Raw genomic sequence first — 18,208 nt, 5'->3', positions numbered from 1 at the left:
CGGAGTGAGACTATGAAATACAAACGGATTGTCTTTAAGGTGGGTACTTCTTCTCTGACAAATGAGGATGGAAGCTTATCACGTAGCAAGGTAAAGGCTATTACCCAGCAGTTGGCTATGTTACACGAGGCTGGTCATGAATTGATTTTGGTGTCGTCAGGTGCCATTGCGGCAGGTTTTGGGGCCTTAGGATTTAAAAAGCGTCCGACTAAGATTGCTGATAAACAGGCTTCAGCAGCGGTAGGGCAAGGGCTTTTGTTGGAAGAATACACGACCAATCTTCTATTGCGCCAAATCGTTTCTGCACAAATCTTGCTGACCCAGGATGACTTTGTTGATAAGCGTCGTTATAAAAATGCCCATCAGGCTTTGTCGGTTTTACTCAACCGTGGCGCGATTCCTATCATCAATGAGAATGACAGTGTCGTGATTGATGAGCTCAAGGTTGGGGACAATGATACTCTAAGTGCTCAGGTAGCAGCCATGGTCCAAGCAGACCTTTTGGTCCTCTTGACAGACGTAGACGGTCTATATACTGGAAATCCTAATTCAGACCCAAGAGCCAAACGCTTGGAGCGAATCGAGACCATCAATCGTGAGATTATTGATATGGCCGGTGGAGCAGGTTCTTCAAACGGAACTGGGGGCATGTTAACCAAAATCAAAGCAGCGACTATTGCGACAGAATCAGGAGTTCCTGTTTATATCTGCTCATCCTTGAAGTCAGATGCAATGATTGAGGCGGCTAAGGAGACCAAGGATGGTTCCTACTTTGTTGCGCAAGAGAAGGGACTTCGTACCCAGAAACAATGGCTGGCCTTTTATGCTCAGAGTCAAGGTTCTATTTGGGTTGATAAAGGGGCTGCAGAAGCTCTCTCTCAACATGGAAAGAGTCTTCTCTTATCTGGTATCGTTGAAGCAGAAGGAGCCTTTTCTTACGGTGATATCGTGACAGTATTTGACAAGGAAAGTGGAAAATCACTTGGAAAAGGGCGTGTGCAATTTGGTGCATCTGCTTTGGAGGATATGTTGCGTTCTCAAAAAGCCAAGGGTGTCTTGATTCACCGTGATGACTGGATTTCCATTACTCCTGAAATCCAACTACTCTTTACAGAATTTTAGAGGTAAACTATGGTAAGTACACAAGAACAATTTGAACAGGTACAGGCGGTTAAAAAATCGATCAACACAGCTAGTGAAGAGGTGAAAAACCAAGCATTGCTAGCCATGGCTGATCACTTATTAGCAGCTACTGAGGAGATTTTAGCAGCCAATGCCCTCGATATGGAAGCGGCCAAGGGTAAAATCTCAGATGTGATGCTGGATCGTCTTTATTTGGATGCAAGTCGTATAGAAGCGATGGCAACTGGGATTCGTGAAGTGGTTGCCTTACCAGATCCAATCGGTGAAGTTTTAGAAACCAATCAACTTGAAAATGGTTTGGTTATCACCAAGAAACGGGTGGCTATGGGTGTTATCGGTATTATCTATGAAAGCCGTCCAAATGTGACGTCTGACGCGGCTGCTTTGGCTCTCAAGAGTGGGAGTGCGGTTGTTCTTCGTAGTGGTAAGGATGCCTATCAAACATCCCATGCCATTATCACAGCCCTGAAGAAGGGTTTGGAGACCACGACCATTCATCCAGATGTGATTCAACTAGTGGAAGATACTAGCCGTGAAAGTAGCTATGCCATGATGAAGGCCAAGGGTTATCTAGACCTTCTTATTCCTCGTGGGGGAGCTGGTTTGATCAATGCAGTGGTTGAAAATGCTATTGTACCTGTTATTGAGACAGGAACTGGAATTGTCCATGTCTATGTGGATAAGGATGCAGATGAAGACAAGGCTCTGTCTATCATCAACAATGCCAAAACTAGTCGGCCTTCTGTCTGCAATGCCATGGAGGTTCTACTTGTTCATGAAGACAAGGCAACAAGCTTCCTTCCTCGCTTAGAGCAAGTGCTGGTTGAGAATCGAAAAGAAGCTGGGTTGGAACCAATTCAATTCCGCCTAGATAGCAAAGCCAGTCAGTTTGTTTCAGGTCAAGCAGCTGAAGCACAAGACTTTGACACCGAGTTTTTAGACTATGTCCTAGCTGTTAAGGTTGTGAGCAGTTTAGAAGAAGCGGTTGCCCATATTGAAACCCACAGTACCCATCATTCGGATGCCATTGTGACGGAAAATGCTGAAACTGCAGCATACTTTACAGATCAAGTGGACTCTGCAGCTGTCTATGTCAATGCCTCAACTCGTTTCACAGATGGTGGTCAATTTGGTCTTGGTTGTGAAATGGGGATTTCTACTCAGAAATTGCACGCGCGTGGTCCAATGGGCTTGAAGGAGTTGACTAGCTACAAGTATGTGGTTACTGGTGACGGACAGATAAGGGAGTAAGAGATGAAGATTGGATTTATCGGTTTGGGGAATATGGGAGCTAGTTTGGCCAAGGCTGTTTTGCAGGCCAAGACGGGTGCTCAGATTCTCCTTGCCAATCGTAGTCAAGCCAAGGTGGATGCTTTCATTGCCGACTTTGGTGGTCAGGCTTCTAGCAATGAAGAAATCTTTGCAGAAGCAGATGTGATTTTTCTAGGTGTTAAGCCAGCTCAGTTCTCAGACTTACTTTCTCAATACCAGACCATCCTTGAAAAAAGAGAAAGTCTTCTTTTGATTTCCATGGCAGCTGGCTTGACCTTGGAAAAACTGGCTAGTCTTCTTCCAAGTCAGCACCGAATTATTCGTATGATGCCAAATACCCCTGCTTCTATCGGTCAAGGAGTGATTAGCTATGCCTTGTCTTCTAATTGCAGTACTGCGGACAGTGATCTCTTTTGTCAGCTTTTAGCCAAGGCTGGTCTCTTGGTTGAACTTGGGGAAAGCTTAATAGATGCAGCGACAGGTCTTGCAGGCTGTGGACCAGCCTTTGTCTATCTCTTTATTGAGGCCTTGGCAGATGCGGGCGTTCAGACGGGATTGCCAAGAGAAACGGCATTGAAAATGGCTGCTCAAACTGTGGTAGGAGCTGGGCAATTGGTCCTTGAAAGTCAGCAACATCCTGGAGTATTGAAAGACCAAGTCTGTAGCCCAGGTGGTTCGACTATCGCTGGTGTAGCAAGCCTAGAAGCGCATGCTTTTCGAGGAACAGTCATGGATGCAGTTGGTCAAGCCTACAAACGAACACAAGAATTAGGTAAATAAGAGGTGGATGTGTCTGCCTCTTTTATGGTGGTTGATACTCTTCGAAAATCTCTTCAAACTGCGTCAGCTTCACCTTGCCGTACTTAAGTACAGCCTGCGGCTAGCTTTCTAGTTTGCTCTTTGATTTTCATTGAGTATGAAATGAGAAGACAAAAAGATTGTCACAAACCCCCATTTTTTTGATAGAATAGAAGTAGTAAAAAAAGAAATGAGTTATACATGTCAAAAGGATTTTTAGTCTCTCTTGAGGGACCAGAGGGAGCAGGAAAGACCAGTGTTTTAGAGGCTCTGCTCCCAATTTTAGAGGAAAAAGGGATAGAGGTGCTGACGACCCGTGAACCTGGCGGAGTCTTGATTGGGGAGAAGATTCGGGAAGTAATTTTAGATCCAAGTCATACTCAGATGGATGCTAAAACAGAGCTTTTGCTCTATATCGCCAGTCGCAGACAGCACTTGGTGGAAAAAGTTCTTCCAGCACTTGAAGCTGGTAAGTTGGTCATTATGGACCGTTTTATTGATAGTTCTCTTGCCTATCAGGGATTTGGTCGTGGTTTGGATATTGACGCCATTGACTGGCTCAACCAGTTTGCGACAGATGGCCTTAAACCCGATTTGACACTCTATTTTGACATCGAGGTGGAAGAAGGACTGGCTCGCATTGCTGCTAATAGCAATCGCGAGGTCAATCGTTTGGACTTGGAAGGGTTGGACTTGCACAAAAAAGTCCGTAAAGGCTATCTTTATCTTCTGGACAAAGAAGGAAGTCGTATTGTTAAGATTGATGCTAGTTTTCCTTTGGAGCAAGTTGTGGAAACTACCAAGGCTATCTTGTTTGATAGAATGGGATTAGCTAAATGAAACAAGATCAACTAAAGGCCTGGCAGCCAGAACAGTTTTACCGCTTTGTCCGTATCTTGGAGCAAGACCAGCTCAATCATGCTTACCTCTTTTCAGGTTTCTTTGGAAACTTGGAAATGGCGCAATTTTTAGCTAAGAGCCTCTTTTGTACAGATAAAGTAGGTGTTTTACCATGTGAGAAATGCCGAAATTGTAAGCTGATTGAAAAGGGAGAGTTTCCCGATGTTACTTTGATTAAGCCAGTCAATCAGGTCATCAAGACAGAACGGATTCGAGAATTGGTGGGGCAGTTTTCTCAAGCAGGGATTGAAAGCCAGCAGCAGGTCTTTATTATCGAGCAAGCTGAGAAAATGCATCCTAATGCAACCAATTCTCTGCTCAAGGTCATCGAAGAACCCCAGAGTGAGGTTTACATTTTCTTCTTGACCAGCGATGAGGAAAAGATCTTACCAACAATCCGAAGTCGGACCCAGATTTTCCACTTTAAAAAGCAGGAAGAGAAGCTCATCTTGCTCTTAGAACAAATGGGACTGGTTAAGAAAAAAGCAACTCTTTTAGCCCAGTTTAGTCAATCGCGAGCTGAAGCAGAAAAGTTAGCCAATCAGGCAGGCTTTTGGACCTTGGTTGATGAAAGTGAACGCCTGCTGACTTGGTTAGTGGCTAAGAAAAAAGAAAGTTATCTGCAGGTTGCTAAATTAGCCAACTTGGCAGATGACAAGGAAAAACAAGATCAGGTTTTACGGATTCTTGAAGTTCTCTGTGGACAAGATATTCTACAAGCAAGAGTAAGAGTGATTTTACAAGATTTGCTAGAAGCTAGAAAAATGTGGCAGGCTAATGTCAGCTTTCAAAATGCCATGGAATATCTGGTCTTGAAAGAAATATAAACTCAAAAATGAACGATAATGAAAGGAAAGGGCTGTTTTATGGACAAAAAAGAATTATTTGACGCGCTGGATGATTTTTCCCAACAGTTATTGGTAACCTTGGCCGATGTGGAAGCCATCAAGAAAAATCTCAAGAGCCTGGTAGAGGAAAATACAGCTCTTCGCTTGGAAAATAGTAAGTTGCGCGAACGCTTGGGTGAGGTGGAAGCAGACGCTCCTGTCAAGGCTAAGCATGTTCGTGAAAGTGTCCGTCGAATTTATAAAGATGGTTTTCACGTATGTAATGATTTTTATGGACAACGTCGAGAGCAGGACGAGGAGTGTATGTTCTGTGACGAGTTGTTATACAGGGAGTAGGCATGCAGATTCAAAAAAGTTTTAAGGGGCAGTCTCCCTACGGCAAGCTGTACCTAGTGGCAACGCCGATTGGCAATCTAGATGATATGACCTTTCGAGCTATTCAGACCTTGAAAGAAGTGGACTGGATTGCTGCTGAGGACACGCGCAATACAGGTCTATTGCTCAAGCATTTTGACATTTCTACCAAGCAGGTTAGTTTTCATGAGCACAATGCCAAGGAAAAGATTCCTGATTTGATTGGTTTCCTGAAAGCAGGGCAAAGTATTGCTCAGGTATCCGATGCGGGTTTGCCTAGTATCTCAGACCCTGGTCATGATTTAGTCAAGGCAGCTATTGAGGAAGATATTGCCGTTGTCACAGTTCCAGGTGCCTCTGCAGGAATTTCTGCCTTGATTGCCAGTGGTTTAGCGCCACAGCCACATATCTTTTACGGCTTTTTACCGAGAAAATCAGGCCAGCAAAAGCAATTTTTTGACTCGAAAAAAGACTATCCTGAAACTCAAATTTTCTATGAATCGCCTCATCGTGTGGCAGATACGTTAGAAAATATGCTAGAAGTCTATGGTGACCGCTCGGTCGTTTTGGTCAGGGAATTGACTAAAATCTATGAAGAATACCAAAGAGGTACCATTTCTGAATTGCTGGAAAGTATCGCTGCAACGCCACTCAAGGGAGAATGCCTTCTCATCGTTGAAGGTGCCAGTCAGGATGTGGAGGAAAAAGACGAGGAGGACTTGTTCTTAGAAATTCAAGTCCGCATCCAGCAAGGCATGAAGAAAAACCAAGCTATTAAGGAAATTGCTAAGATTTACCAGTGGAATAAAAGTCAGCTCTACGCTGCCTACCACGACTGGGAAGAAAATCAAGAAAATGACTAAACAGGGAAGTTTGCCTTCTTCCCTTTTTTTGTTATACTAGTAGAAGAAAAAATTAGAAAGATTTGTGGGAGTGAAAAAGTCTGGGGGACTTTTTCAGCCTGAGCCAGGAAATTCGAAAGCGAAGTAAGTTCTGTGGACTTTTCCAGCCTGAGCCAAGAAATTCGAAAACTCTTAAGTTTGATTGGCTTTTTCAATGTGAACCTTGTCTTCACACTCCCAAAGAGGTATTAGTGTCGTGTCTCAATCTTATATCAATGTTATCGGTGCTGGTTTGGCAGGTTCTGAAGCTGCCTACCAAATTGCAGAGCGTGGTATTCCAGTTAAACTTTATGAAATGCGTGGTGTCAAGTCAACACCCCAGCACAAAACAGACAATTTTGCAGAGTTAGTTTGTTCCAATTCTCTTCGTGGAGATGCTCTGACAAATGCAGTTGGTCTTCTCAAGGAAGAAATGCGTCGCTTGGGTTCTGTTATTTTGGAATCTGCTGAAGCTACACGTGTTCCTGCAGGTGGTGCCCTTGCGGTGGACCGTGATGGATTCTCCCATATGGTGACTGAGAAAGTTGCCAACCACCCTTTGATTGAAGTGGTTCGTGATGAAATTACAGAATTGCCGACAGATGTTATTACAGTTGTGGCGACTGGTCCCTTGACTAGCGATGCTCTAGCTGAAAAGATTCATGCTCTCAATGACGGCGATGGTTTCTATTTCTACGATGCAGCAGCGCCTATTATCGATGTCAACACTATCGATATGAGCAAGGTCTATCTCAAGTCTCGTTATGATAAGGGAGAAGCGGCCTATCTCAACGCTCCCATGACCAAGCAGGAGTTTGTGGATTTCCATGAAGCCTTGGTTAATGCGGAAGAAGCACCGCTCAATTCTTTTGAAAAAGAAAAGTACTTTGAAGGCTGTATGCCTATCGAAGTCATGGCTAAACGTGGTATTAAAACCATGCTTTATGGTCCTATGAAACCAGTCGGTTTGGAGTATCCAGATGACTACATAGGACCTCGTGATGGAGAATTCAAAACACCTTATGCGGTGGTTCAGCTTCGTCAGGACAATGCGGCTGGTAGCCTTTACAATATTGTTGGTTTCCAGACCCACCTCAAATGGGGAGAACAAAAGCGTGTCTTCCAAATGATTCCAGGTCTTGAAAATGCGGAGTTTGTACGTTATGGTGTCATGCACCGCAATTCTTACATGGATTCACCAAATCTTCTTGAGCAGACCTATCGTTCCAAGAAACAGCCAAACCTCTTCTTTGCTGGTCAGATGACAGGTGTGGAAGGCTATGTTGAGTCAGCTGCTTCAGGCTTGGTTGCGGGAATTAACGCCGCTCGTCTCTTCAAGGGAGAAAGCGAGGCTGTTTTCCCAGAGACCACAGCGATTGGAAGTCTGGCTCATTATATCACCCATGCTGACAGCAAACATTTCCAACCAATGAATGTCAACTTTGGGATTATCAAGGAGTTGGAAGGCGAGCGTATTCGTGATAAGAAGGCTCGTTATGAAAAAATTGCAGAGCGCGCTCTTAGCGACCTAGAAGAATTTTTAACTGTCTAATTTTTTTGAAAGAATTGCTCATGATACTATAAAAATCTTAGAAATTGTGATAAAATAGGTAGGATAAAAGAAGGAGAGTGAAAATGGCGAATCCCAAGTATAAACGTATTTTAATCAAGTTATCAGGTGAAGCCCTTGCCGGTGAACGAGGCGTAGGGATTGATATCCAAACAGTTCAAACAATCGCAAAAGAGATTCAAGAAGTTCATAGCTTAGGTATCGAAATTGCCCTTGTTATTGGTGGAGGAAATCTCTGGCGTGGCGAACCTGCTGCAGAAGCAGGAATGGACCGCGTTCAGGCAGATTACACAGGAATGCTTGGGACTGTTATGAATGCTCTTGTGATGGCAGATTCATTGCAACAAGTTGGGGTTGATACACGTGTGCAAACAGCTATTGCTATGCAACAAGTGGCAGAGCCTTATGTCCGTGGCCGTGCCCTTCGTCACCTTGAAAAAGGCCGTATCGTTATCTTTGGTGCCGGAATTGGTTCACCTTACTTCTCAACCGATACAACAGCGGCCCTTCGTGCAGCTGAAATCGAAGCAGATGCCATCCTTATGGCTAAAAATGGTGTCGACGGTGTTTACAATGCCGATCCTAAGAAGGACAAGACAGCTGTTAAATTTGAAGAATTGACCCACCGTGACGTTATCAATAAAGGTCTCCGTATCATGGACTCAACAGCTTCAACCCTCTCAATGGACAACGATATTGACTTGGTTGTCTTTAACATGAACCAACCAGGCAACATCAAACGTGTCGTATTTGGTGAAAATATCGGAACAACAGTTTCAAATAATATCGAAGAAAAGGAATAAGAAAGATTATGGCTAACGCAATTATTGAAAAAGCTAAAGAGAGAATGACCCAGTCTCACCAATCACTTGCTCGTGAATTTGGTGGTATCCGTGCTGGCCGTGCCAATGCAAGCTTGCTTGAACGTGTACATGTAGAATACTATGGAGTCGAAACTCCTCTTAACCAAATCGCTTCAATTACCATTCCAGAAGCGCGTGTTTTGTTGGTAACACCATTTGACAAGTCTTCATTGAAAGACATCGAACGTGCTTTGAACGCTTCTGATCTTGGTATCACACCAGCGAATGACGGTTCTGTGATTCGCTTGGTTATCCCAGCTCTTACAGAAGAAACTCGTCGTGACCTTGCTAAAGAAGTGAAGAAGGTCGGTGAGAATGCTAAGGTGGCTGTCCGCAATATCCGTCGCGATGCTATGGACGAAGCTAAGAAACAAGAAAAAGCAAAAGAAATCACTGAAGACGAATTGAAGACTCTTGAAAAAGACATTCAAAAAGTAACAGACGATGCTGTTAAACACATCGACGACATGACTGCCAACAAAGAGAAAGAACTTTTGGAAGTCTAAAAATAAACAGAAAAACTCAGTTGGCATTGCTGGCTGAGTTTTATTCGAAAGAAGGAAATATGAATACAAATCTTGCAAGTTTTATCGTTGGACTGATTATCGATGAAAATGACCGTTTTTACTTTGTGCAAAAGGATGGTCAAACCTATGCTCTTGCTAAGGAAGAAGGCCAACATACAGTAGGGGATACGGTCAAAGGTTTTGCCTACACGGATATGAAGCAAAAACTCCGCCTGACCACTCTAGAAGTGAATGCCACTCAGGACCAATTTGGTTGGGGAACTGTAACGGAAGTTCGTAAAGACTTGGGTGTCTTTGTGGATACAGGCCTTCCTGACAAGGAAATCGTTGTGTCACTCGATATTCTCCCTGAGCTCAAGGAACTCTGGCCTAAGAAGGGCGACCAACTCTACATCCGTCTTGAGGTGGACAAGAAAGACCGTATCTGGGGATTCTTGGCTTATCAAGAAGACTTCCAACGTCTGGCTCGTCCTGCCTACAACAACATGCAGAACCAAAACTGGCCAGCCATTGTTTACCGCCTCAAGCTGTCAGGTACCTTTGTCTATCTGCCAGAAAATAACATGCTTGGCTTTATCCATCCTAGCGAGCGCTATGCGGAGCCACGTTTAGGACAAGTTTTAGATGCGCGCGTTATTGGTTTCCGTGAAGTGGACCGCACGTTGAACCTCTCCCTCAAACCACGTTCCTTTGAAATGTTGGAAAATGATGCTCAGATGATTTTGACTTACTTGGAAAGCAATGGCGGTTTCATGACCTTAAATGATAAGTCATCTCCAGACGATATCAAGGCAACCTTTGGCATTTCTAAAGGTCAGTTCAAGAAAGCACTCGGTGGCTTGATGAAGACTGGTAAAATCAAGCAAGACCAGTTTGGTACAGAGTTGATTTAGGCCTTATAGACATGAAAAAGAAACTTGAAGAAATGAGTTTAGAGGAACTCTAGCAACTTTTTCCTATTTTTCTAGTAGAGCACAAGTCAGAGTGGAAAGACTGGTATGAATTGGAGAAAACAAGTCTTAAAAAAATATTGGGTGCAAATGTTATTAAAAGAATAGAACATATCGGTAGCACTGCTATCCCTAATATTTGGGCCAAAAATATCGTTGATATTCTGTTAGAAGTAGGTAGAATAGAGGATTTAGCAAGAGTTAGGGATTTATTGGTGAAGAATGGGTGGATAGTGATGTCGGAGAGTCCTAACAGGATTTCGCTAAATAAAGGATATACAGAGCAGGGATTTGCTGAGAAAGTTTTTCATTTACATTTGCGAATGACGGGAGATCATAACGAGATTTATTTTAGAGATTATCTCTGCCAGCATCCAGATATCGCCCAAGCGTATCAGGAATTAAAACTCAGTTTGTGGAAACAATTTGAACACAATCGAGACGCCTATACAGATGCGAAAACGGATTTTATAAACCACTATGTGTCAGAGGCTAAGTCCAGTAATTTTTAAAAATCAGAAAAGTTTCATCAAAAAAAGTCTTGATAGGAGAAAGAATTGAGAAAATCATTTTACACTTGGCTCATGACTGAGCGTAATCCTAAAAGTAACAGTCCCAAAGCCATCTTAGCAGACCTCGCTTTTGAAGAGTCGGCCTTTCCAAAACATACAGATGATTTCGATGAGGTGAGTCGCTTTTTGGAGGAACATGCCAGTTTCTCTTTTAACCTAGGAGACTTTGACGCTATCTGGCAAGAATACTTAGAACACTAGCATTTAGTCATTGGGTTTGGGCTAGTAATTTCTCCATCCCTTTGCTATAATAAAAAGAAATAAAAGGATTAGAGAGGTTCTTTATTTGAAGGAACATTCAATTGACATTCAACTGAGTCATCCAGATGACCTGTTTCATCTTTTTGGTTCCAATGAACGCCATCTTCGTTTGATGGAAGAAGAGCTTGATGTGGTGATTCATGCCCGTACGGAGATTGTCCAGGTTTTGGGAGAAGAGGCTGCCTGTGAGGAAGCCCGTCAGGTTATTCAGGCTTTGATGGTCTTGGTGAACCGTGGGATGACCGTTGGTACGCCAGATGTGGTGACGGCGATTAGCATGGTCAAAAACGATGAAATCGACAAGTTTGTCGCCCTTTACGAAGAAGAAATCATCAAGGACAATACAGGGAAGCCTATCCGTGTCAAAACTCTAGGTCAAAAGCTTTATGTGGATAGTGTCAAACAGCATGATGTGACCTTTGGAATCGGACCTGCAGGGACAGGGAAGACCTTCCTTGCAGTGACCTTGGCAGTGACTGCTCTTAAACGTGGGCAGGTCAAGCGAATTATCCTAACTCGTCCAGCAGTGGAAGCAGGAGAGAGTCTAGGTTTTCTTCCGGGTGATCTTAAGGAGAAGGTAGATCCTTACCTACGACCTGTTTATGATGCCTTGTATCAGATTCTCGGGAAAGATCAAACAACTCGACTCATGGAGCGTGAAATTATCGAGATTGCGCCCCTTGCCTATATGCGTGGACGGACCTTGGATGATGCCTTTGTCATTCTCGATGAAGCCCAAAATACGACCATCATGCAGATGAAGATGTTCCTGACTCGTTTAGGTTTTAATTCTAAGATGATTGTCAATGGAGATATCAGTCAGATTGACTTGCCACGTAATGTCAAGTCAGGTTTGATTGATGCCCAAGAAAAACTCAAGAACATTCATCAAATTGACATTGTTCATTTTTCAGCTAAGGATGTGGTTCGCCATCCAGTTGTCGCTCAGATTATCCGAGCCTATGAACCATCACCAATTAAAAATGAAGAGCGTGAAGAAGTCCAAGAAGAAACAGAATAGCAAAAAAGAGCAGTTCAGGAGGAATTGCTCTTTCTTTTATCTGATAATTAGATTTTTTATACTAGTTCATCAATTGGAGTATGTTTTTTATCGAGACCTTGGGCTACTGGAAGACTGGTTAAGTAACCTTGATAAGTGGTCACACCTTGGCGCAAGCCTTCATCTTCAGAGATTGCTTGTGCGAATCCTTTGCCAGCCAAAGCTTCGATATAAGGAAGAGTGACATTGGTTAGGGCAATGGTAGAAGTACGGGCTACCGCACCGGGGATGTTGGCAACGGCATAGTGGAGAACACCATGTTTTTCATAGACTGGTTCATCGTGCGTTGTCACACGGTCAGCTGTTTCGATAACACCACCTTGGTCAACAGCAACGTCAACGATGACAGATCCTGGACGCATTTGTTTGACCATCTCATCTGTCACCAATTTCGGTGCTTTGGCACCAGGGATGAGAACTGCACCAATCACCACATCAGCATCTCTCACACTTGCTTCGATGTTGAATGAATTAGACATAAGAGTTTGAATTTGGTTTCCAAAGACTTCTTCTAGAACCGAGAGACGTTTAGCACTGATATCTAAAATAGTCACTTGAGCACCGAGTCCCAAGGCGATGCGGGCAGCATGTGTACCAACGACACCGCCACCGATGATGGTTACTTTTCCTTTTGGAACACCCGGTACACCACCAAGTAAGACACCAGAACCTCCTGCTTGCTTAGTTAGGAAATGAGCACCGATTTGGACTGCCATACGGCCTGCAACCTCACTCATAGGAACGAGGAGTGGTAACTGACCTTGGGAATCACGAACAGTTTCATAGGCAATCCCCGTTGTTTTCGCTACTAGCATAGCATCTGCTAATTCAGGCGCTGCGGCCATGTGCAAGTAGGTGAAGAGAAGCAGGTCTTCACGCAAGTACTCATATTCAGAAGTTAATGGTTCTTTTACTTTCACGACTAACTCTGCAGCCCAAGCTTCACCAGCAGTAGCGACAATCTCAGCTCCTTGCTTTTGATAGTCAGCATCAGTAAAGCCAGAACCGAGACCAGCATTTGTTTCGATAAGGACGCGATGACCACGACCGACTAAGCTGTGGACACCAGCAGGTGTGAGGGCAACACGGTTTTCATTATTCTTAATTTCTTTTGGAATTCCGATTAACATAGAGAAAAACTCCCTTTCTATTGACGGGTTATAAATGATTTATCACAATTTTCTATAAAATAAGGTGATGATTTTATTCTATATGAAACCGCTTTAAAATTCAAGAAAAACTTGTTGTAACTTCTTTTTTATGCTAGACTGATAGAAAATACTTTTGAATGGTAGAAACGTATGGAATCAATCTTTTTAAAACTAGCCAGCATTCAATAGTGGAGACATAGCGTTTATTGCTTAGATTTCTATCCTTGGATGATACGGAAGCAATGTTTGAGTGTACATCAGATAAGAAAAAAGGAGACTCTCTTGGACGAAAATAAAATTATAAAGTTAAAGGACGTTGAATTTGTAGGCATTGGTAATTTTGAAGGGGAAACAGTTTTTTTTGATAAGAAAACAGACAAGATGTTCTTAGGTCATTCTAAAACAAAGTTTAAAGTGTCTCCTATCGCTTTCTCAACAGGAGTAGCACTTATCCTTTATGTGATTGTAAGAGAAATAACAAAAGTTCAGGTGTTTAGTGGTTTTTGGCCCTTGACTTTTGGTTTTTTTCTAATGATCATTATCTCCAAACTTCTCTATAGACCAGCTTTGAATGAAGAATTAGTTATTAGTCCTTTTGTGCTTTCAAACATTGATATGATAACTTTTCTTAAAAAAGAGAAGAAAAATATAGTTAAGAGCCATCTAATTATATTATTGGCATTACTTCTTCCAGTGCTTTTTTCTATAGTTTATTTATTGACTTCTAATTTTTTGTTTTTGTTTTTAGCCATTTTATTTTTTATGTTCCCCCTATTGTTATTAAACACGAAACCAATACAGAGATTTAAAGTGGTTCATATGTTAGACAAAAAATATTCCACTAAGGAAAAGGATTCATGAAAAAATATTTAAAAAATATGGTTCCGATAGGAACAATTGATAAAAATCCAGTTTATTTTGCTAATGAAGATTCTAGTTTATATATAGTAAGAAAAAAGACTTCTTTTTTGGAAACTGCTGGAAGTAGCATGGTCATGATTATTTATGTCATAATTGGAAAAGTTAATTCCAAATACTATTTAACCATTCTGGGAAGATATCAATTTTTAATGATAGGCATCCTGATTTCCTTTATAACAGCCTTTGTTGTTTGTTATGTTACGTACCATCGTGAGAGGCAAGTTGAAAAACTTCAATTAGAGGAAAAAGCAATGAGGGACTTCGTGTTAAGAGAGCGAAAGAATATCTTTTTGACCTATTTATCTCTTATCATATTACCACTAATTATAATATTCTTTGCATACCTCTTTATCACATATGGTAATCTTCCGTGGGGAGTTGTTTTAGTTTTATTTATGACTATATATTTTATGTTATTTTATAATAAAATCTTCCAAAGAGGAAAAATCATAAATGAACTGTATAAAACTTATAAATGAGAAATTTAATTATGAAAAGTAACACTAAAAATTTCATTGCCCTAGGTATATATCAGGAAAAATCTGTCTACTATAACAATGAAAATCATCAACTGTTATATTCAACAAAGGATAAAACTATTGGAGCAACTGCCATTACTGGTTACAGTTCAATTGCTCTTGTTTTATATATTGTTTTAAGAAGTATAAGTAAAAATGGTAAAGTACCAACAGATTTTCGGTTGCTGTCTTTGGTCCTTGCTTATATTATCATTAGTATTGGTAGTAGCTTATTACTTTATTATGTTTTAAATCGTGTCATTGAGTTAGAAGAATTTCAAATTGATTTAAGAAATTATCAAAACTTTTTAAAGCAAGAAAAAAGGAATGTTTTAATACTATATATAACGATAATCTGTTTTTTGCTTATAGACATAGTGACTGCTGCAATTTTTATAAGTTCGGGTAATTATATTAGTCTTGTATTAACTTTATCATCATATTTTATCGTATACACTATTTTAAATACCAAATTGATTAAACGCAGCATGATATTGAGACAGTTATATAAAGAATTAGAAAACAAAGATATTTAATTGGAAGATCGAGTTCTATAGATTTTTTTATTTATCGAAAAATTAGAATAAGCTGATTAAGCTACGAGTTTTAATGAAACGGGCTTAGAGTTAGGTCAATTTAGGAGGTTAATGTGAAAGAAAAAACAGTGAAAGAAGTTGAAGAATTAAATAAAGCTTATTTTAAAATCTTAGCGAATACTCGCGCATCAGCAAGTATGATGTTTATTTCGTTTACAGGAGTATTTATATTAGCACTAGAAATTTTCGTTTTTTATTACTATTTTGATACAATCGCTATAATAAATCCATTTATGAATTGGTTCTTTGATTTACTCTTGATTTCTTGTTTCTACCTTATTATTGCATTTTTCATTCCATTAGTTGGTCTCTTTGTATATAAGAAGCAAATTTTGTCAACAATTTTTCTGCTACTAGTCTATATGGTCATATACTTTTCTCTGCAGTTGATGATGCTTTTGATTATAGTTACTTCTATTTCAACGAAGGAATTTACTATAGGATTCTCTCTATATTCTCCAATTTTTATTCCATTTTTAGTTATTTGTACAATTTGTAGTTTTATTTATCAGTATTTTTGGCTAAAAAGAGAATTAAAAAAAGGTTTTTCTATCAATAGAACAATGGGTAATTATTTTGCAAAATCCAGTGCTTATAGTAAGAACTCTCTTCTTATTATTTTTATAGTTTCTATGATAGGCGGTCTTCTTTCAGGTAAGTTGATACTTATTTTTGGAATTCTTGGAGCTCTTCTTTTCAGCTATGCATTTTCTCAATTGATTACAGAAGTTGCCTACCTTTTATATCTAAAAATTCAGAGCAAGGAGTATTGGGAAGATGTGCCTACGAAAAAAGTGACTTTTCGAGATTTATTTAAGGGGTTCAGTTTAAAGAAAGCAAAAATTCGTATCCCACTTGAGATTGTAGCTTTTGCAATATTATTAGGGATTATTAATTATAGTGGTTATTCAGATGAGAGCATTAAGCGACCTATTTGGCTGGTCTGGAGTGTCAAATTGTTCATCTATGCAATAGAACTGGATATTTTGGGAAGTTTTATTCTTTATGTTATAAAAAAAGTAAATACTAGATTCAAAAAAGGAAAGAAAAAACAGTGAAAGAAGTTGAAGATTTAAATAAAGTATATTTTAAAAACTTAGCGAACACTCGCGCATCTGTAAGCATGATGTTGATTTCATTTACAGGAGCCTTCGTTTTGGCATTGTTTCTGCTTTTCCAATATTTTTATTTTGTTAAAGGCTACGGAATAAATCCTTTGGAAAATTACTTTTTTGATTTTGTCTTGATTTATGTTATTTATCTTGTCGTGGCAACCTTTATTCCACTAGGAATGACATTTATTTATCGTAGACAGATTTTATCAACCATATTATTACTTTTATCTTATATAGGTATTTTTTTATCTTTGATACTTATATCTTATATTATTCTTGTTTATTCAGGAACTAATTTGCAAGAATACAACGAACGTTCATTATACACTATTCCTTTTTTGTTAATCTGTACAGTTGTTAGTTTTGTTTATCACTATTTTTGGCTAAAAAGAGAGTTAAAAAAAGGTTTTTCTACCAATAGAACAATGGGTAATTATTTTGCGAAATCTAGTGCCCACAATAATAATTCTTTTCTCATTATTTTTACAGTTTCCATACCGAAGTCGCCTATCTTTTATATCTAAAAACTCAAAACAAGGAGTATTGGGAAGATGTGCCTACGAAAAAAGAGACTTTTCGATATTTATTTAAGGGTTTCAGTTTAAAGAAAGCAAAAATTAGAATTTCCCTTGAGATTTTGTTTTGTTCAATATTCCTAGGTATTATGTATAATATAGGCTATTTTAGTCCTAGTTCATACACCCCCCTTTGGCTTATTTGGCTTGGGAGAATATTTATAATTTTGATAGGGCTGGATATTTTGGGGAGCTTTATTCTATCTATGATGAAAAGATTAGAAACTGGATTAAAAAAAGGAAAGAAAAAACAGTGAAAGAAGTTGAAGAATTAAATAAAGCATATTTTAAAAGCTTAGCAAACACTCGCGCATCTGCAAGTATGATGTTGATTTCATTTACAGGAGCAGTCATCTTTGGAGTAGAGCTATACCTAATTGATTTTGGTCTGCAAAAGTCATCGAACATATTTTTTAATTTTATTTTATTATATTCGGTCTATCTTATAGTGGCAACTGTGATTCCACTAGGGATGAGTTTTATTTATCGTAAACAAATCTTATCAACTATTTTATTACTATTATCGTATATAGGAATTTTCTTATCGTTAATGCTAACGTGTTATATTTTGCTTACAGTTAATAATAATGGCTTTCAAGAGTTTAATGAATCGTCAATATCAGTCATTTTGTTTTTAGTGATTTCTACAGTTTGTGGCTTTATTTATCAATATTTTTGGTTGAAGCGACAACTGAAAAACGGTTTTTCTGCAAGTCGAACGGTGAGAAATTACTTTGCCAAATCCAGTGCCTACAGTCAAGAATCTATTCTCATTATTTTTATGTTAGTGTTGTTAACTAGTGCTTTTTTAGGGAAGTTTGCTATAGTTTTAGGTATTACAAGTACACTCCTTTACTGTTATGCTTTCCCCCAATTGCTTATTGAAGTAGCCTATCTTTTATATCTTAAAACTCAAAGCAAGGAATATTGGGAAACAGAACCGGACGGAGAGGTCAGTTTTAGAAATTTATTTAAAGAATTTAGTCTGAAGAAAACTAAAATTCGCATTCCTCTTGAAATATTTTTACTTCTTCTTATTATTTACATTGATGGGGGAAATGCCTACATCAATGTATTTATTAATCAAACACGTTGGCTGCTTTGGCTTATTAGAATATTTATAATCTCAATAGGACTAGATATTTTGGGAAGTTTTATTCTTTATGTCATAAAAAAAGTAAATACTAGATTCAAAAAAGGAAAGAAAAAATGATAAATCTTCATTGTCAGTAGGACTCTGAATTATGTAATTATTGATTTTAAGAAACATTTAGAAATGCTTCCAAATACCAGAAAACTCTCTGCTCTAGAATCAGTTATCTGGTATTCTTTG

General features: G+C 39.6%; 21 protein-coding genes. 20 read left to right on the top strand and 1 reads right to left on the bottom strand.

The window, feature by feature from the left end; translation table 11 throughout:
* Positions 1-12: 12 nt before the first annotated feature.
* From proB to KB197_RS06425, 14 genes are all read left to right on the top strand, one after another.
* On the top strand, positions 13-1,122 hold the full coding sequence (proB, locus tag KB197_RS06490; protein WP_064275894.1) for a glutamate 5-kinase: 1,110 nt from the start codon (positions 13-15) through the stop codon (positions 1,120-1,122).
* A gap of 9 nt (positions 1,123-1,131) precedes the next feature.
* A complete protein-coding gene (locus tag KB197_RS06485; RefSeq protein ID WP_212573497.1) occupies positions 1,132-2,394 on the top strand; it encodes a glutamate-5-semialdehyde dehydrogenase in 1,263 nt (420 codons plus the stop codon).
* Between the two features lie 3 nt (positions 2,395-2,397).
* Positions 2,398-3,195, top strand: a complete 798-nt coding sequence (gene proC / locus KB197_RS06480; protein WP_212573498.1) for a pyrroline-5-carboxylate reductase — start codon at positions 2,398-2,400, stop codon at positions 3,193-3,195.
* 219 nt (positions 3,196-3,414) lie between these two features.
* Positions 3,415-4,053 (top strand): dTMP kinase, encoded by a 639-nt coding sequence (tmk, locus tag KB197_RS06475; protein ID WP_212573499.1) that lies wholly within the window; start codon positions 3,415-3,417, stop codon positions 4,051-4,053.
* On the top strand, positions 4,050-4,940 hold the full coding sequence (locus tag KB197_RS06470) for a DNA polymerase III subunit delta' (protein WP_212573500.1): 891 nt from the start codon (positions 4,050-4,052) through the stop codon (positions 4,938-4,940). The genes tmk and KB197_RS06470 overlap by 4 nt, the downstream gene beginning before the upstream one ends.
* 39 nt (positions 4,941-4,979) lie before the next feature.
* A complete protein-coding gene (yabA, locus tag KB197_RS06465) occupies positions 4,980-5,297 on the top strand; it encodes a DNA replication initiation control protein YabA (protein WP_000358227.1) in 318 nt (105 codons plus the stop codon).
* A gap of 2 nt (positions 5,298-5,299) precedes the next feature.
* The gene (gene rsmI / locus KB197_RS06460; protein ID WP_064275890.1) at positions 5,300-6,178 is read left to right on the top strand and encodes a 16S rRNA (cytidine(1402)-2'-O)-methyltransferase; all 879 of its coding nucleotides are present in this window, start codon (positions 5,300-5,302) and stop codon (positions 6,176-6,178) included.
* A gap of 235 nt (positions 6,179-6,413) precedes the next feature.
* Positions 6,414-7,748 carry a methylenetetrahydrofolate--tRNA-(uracil(54)-C(5))-methyltransferase (FADH(2)-oxidizing) TrmFO gene (gene trmFO / locus KB197_RS06455; protein WP_212573501.1) on the top strand — a complete coding sequence of 445 codons (1,335 nt, stop codon included), beginning with the start codon at positions 6,414-6,416 and terminating at the stop codon, positions 7,746-7,748.
* Between the two features lie 83 nt (positions 7,749-7,831).
* Complete coding sequence (gene pyrH / locus KB197_RS06450) at positions 7,832-8,569, top strand: UMP kinase (protein WP_000002996.1); 738 nt, start codon at positions 7,832-7,834, stop codon at positions 8,567-8,569.
* Between the two features lie 8 nt (positions 8,570-8,577).
* On the top strand, positions 8,578-9,135 hold the full coding sequence (frr, locus tag KB197_RS06445) for a ribosome recycling factor (protein WP_212573502.1): 558 nt from the start codon (positions 8,578-8,580) through the stop codon (positions 9,133-9,135).
* A gap of 59 nt (positions 9,136-9,194) precedes the next feature.
* A complete protein-coding gene (gene cvfB / locus KB197_RS06440) occupies positions 9,195-10,049 on the top strand; it encodes an RNA-binding virulence regulatory protein CvfB (RefSeq protein WP_033684987.1) in 855 nt (284 codons plus the stop codon).
* A 65-nt stretch (positions 10,050-10,114) separates the two neighbouring features.
* The gene (locus KB197_RS06435; protein ID WP_238095524.1) at positions 10,115-10,618 is read left to right on the top strand and encodes a GrpB family protein; all 504 of its coding nucleotides are present in this window, start codon (positions 10,115-10,117) and stop codon (positions 10,616-10,618) included.
* A gap of 45 nt (positions 10,619-10,663) precedes the next feature.
* Positions 10,664-10,879 (top strand): YozE family protein, encoded by a 216-nt coding sequence (locus tag KB197_RS06430; RefSeq protein ID WP_001232084.1) that lies wholly within the window; start codon positions 10,664-10,666, stop codon positions 10,877-10,879.
* An 85-nt stretch (positions 10,880-10,964) separates the two neighbouring features.
* Positions 10,965-11,960: a PhoH family protein gene (locus tag KB197_RS06425; protein WP_064275886.1), complete on the top strand. Its 996-nt coding sequence runs from the start codon at positions 10,965-10,967 to the stop codon at positions 11,958-11,960.
* Between the two features lie 56 nt (positions 11,961-12,016).
* Here KB197_RS06425 and ald read toward each other — a convergent pair whose 3' ends face one another.
* Positions 12,017-13,129, bottom strand: coding sequence for an alanine dehydrogenase (gene ald, locus KB197_RS06420; protein WP_212573503.1), 1,113 nt, complete (start codon positions 13,127-13,129; stop codon positions 12,017-12,019).
* A 303-nt stretch (positions 13,130-13,432) separates the two neighbouring features.
* On the opposite strand from ald, the gene KB197_RS06415 reads away from it, so the two are divergent.
* The 6 genes from KB197_RS06415 (at position 13,433) to KB197_RS06390 (ending at position 18,088) form a co-directional block, all read left to right on the top strand.
* Positions 13,433-14,011: a hypothetical protein gene (locus KB197_RS06415; RefSeq protein WP_212573504.1), complete on the top strand. Its 579-nt coding sequence runs from the start codon at positions 13,433-13,435 to the stop codon at positions 14,009-14,011.
* On the top strand, positions 14,008-14,550 hold the full coding sequence (locus KB197_RS06410) for a hypothetical protein (RefSeq protein ID WP_064275883.1): 543 nt from the start codon (positions 14,008-14,010) through the stop codon (positions 14,548-14,550). Before KB197_RS06415 ends, KB197_RS06410 begins: the two co-directional genes overlap by 4 nt.
* An 11-nt stretch (positions 14,551-14,561) precedes the next feature.
* Positions 14,562-15,125, top strand: a complete 564-nt coding sequence (locus KB197_RS06405) for a hypothetical protein (RefSeq protein ID WP_064275913.1) — start codon at positions 14,562-14,564, stop codon at positions 15,123-15,125.
* Between the two features lie 113 nt (positions 15,126-15,238).
* Positions 15,239-16,243 carry a hypothetical protein gene (locus KB197_RS06400; RefSeq protein WP_064275882.1) on the top strand — a complete coding sequence of 335 codons (1,005 nt, stop codon included), beginning with the start codon at positions 15,239-15,241 and terminating at the stop codon, positions 16,241-16,243.
* Positions 16,240-16,824 carry a hypothetical protein gene (locus tag KB197_RS06395; protein ID WP_064275881.1) on the top strand — a complete coding sequence of 195 codons (585 nt, stop codon included), beginning with the start codon at positions 16,240-16,242 and terminating at the stop codon, positions 16,822-16,824. Before KB197_RS06400 ends, KB197_RS06395 begins: the two co-directional genes overlap by 4 nt.
* Positions 16,825-17,128: 304 nt before the next feature.
* Positions 17,129-18,088 carry a hypothetical protein gene (locus tag KB197_RS06390; protein WP_247932747.1) on the top strand — a complete coding sequence of 320 codons (960 nt, stop codon included), beginning with the start codon at positions 17,129-17,131 and terminating at the stop codon, positions 18,086-18,088.
* Positions 18,089-18,208 lie beyond the last annotated feature (120 nt).

The sequence above is a fragment of the Streptococcus sp. 11-4097 genome, assembly GCF_018215285.2.
Taxonomy (GTDB): domain Bacteria; phylum Bacillota; class Bacilli; order Lactobacillales; family Streptococcaceae; genus Streptococcus.
Note: the sequence above shows the minus strand (reverse complement) of the source record. Positions and strands in the feature narration are given on the sequence as shown.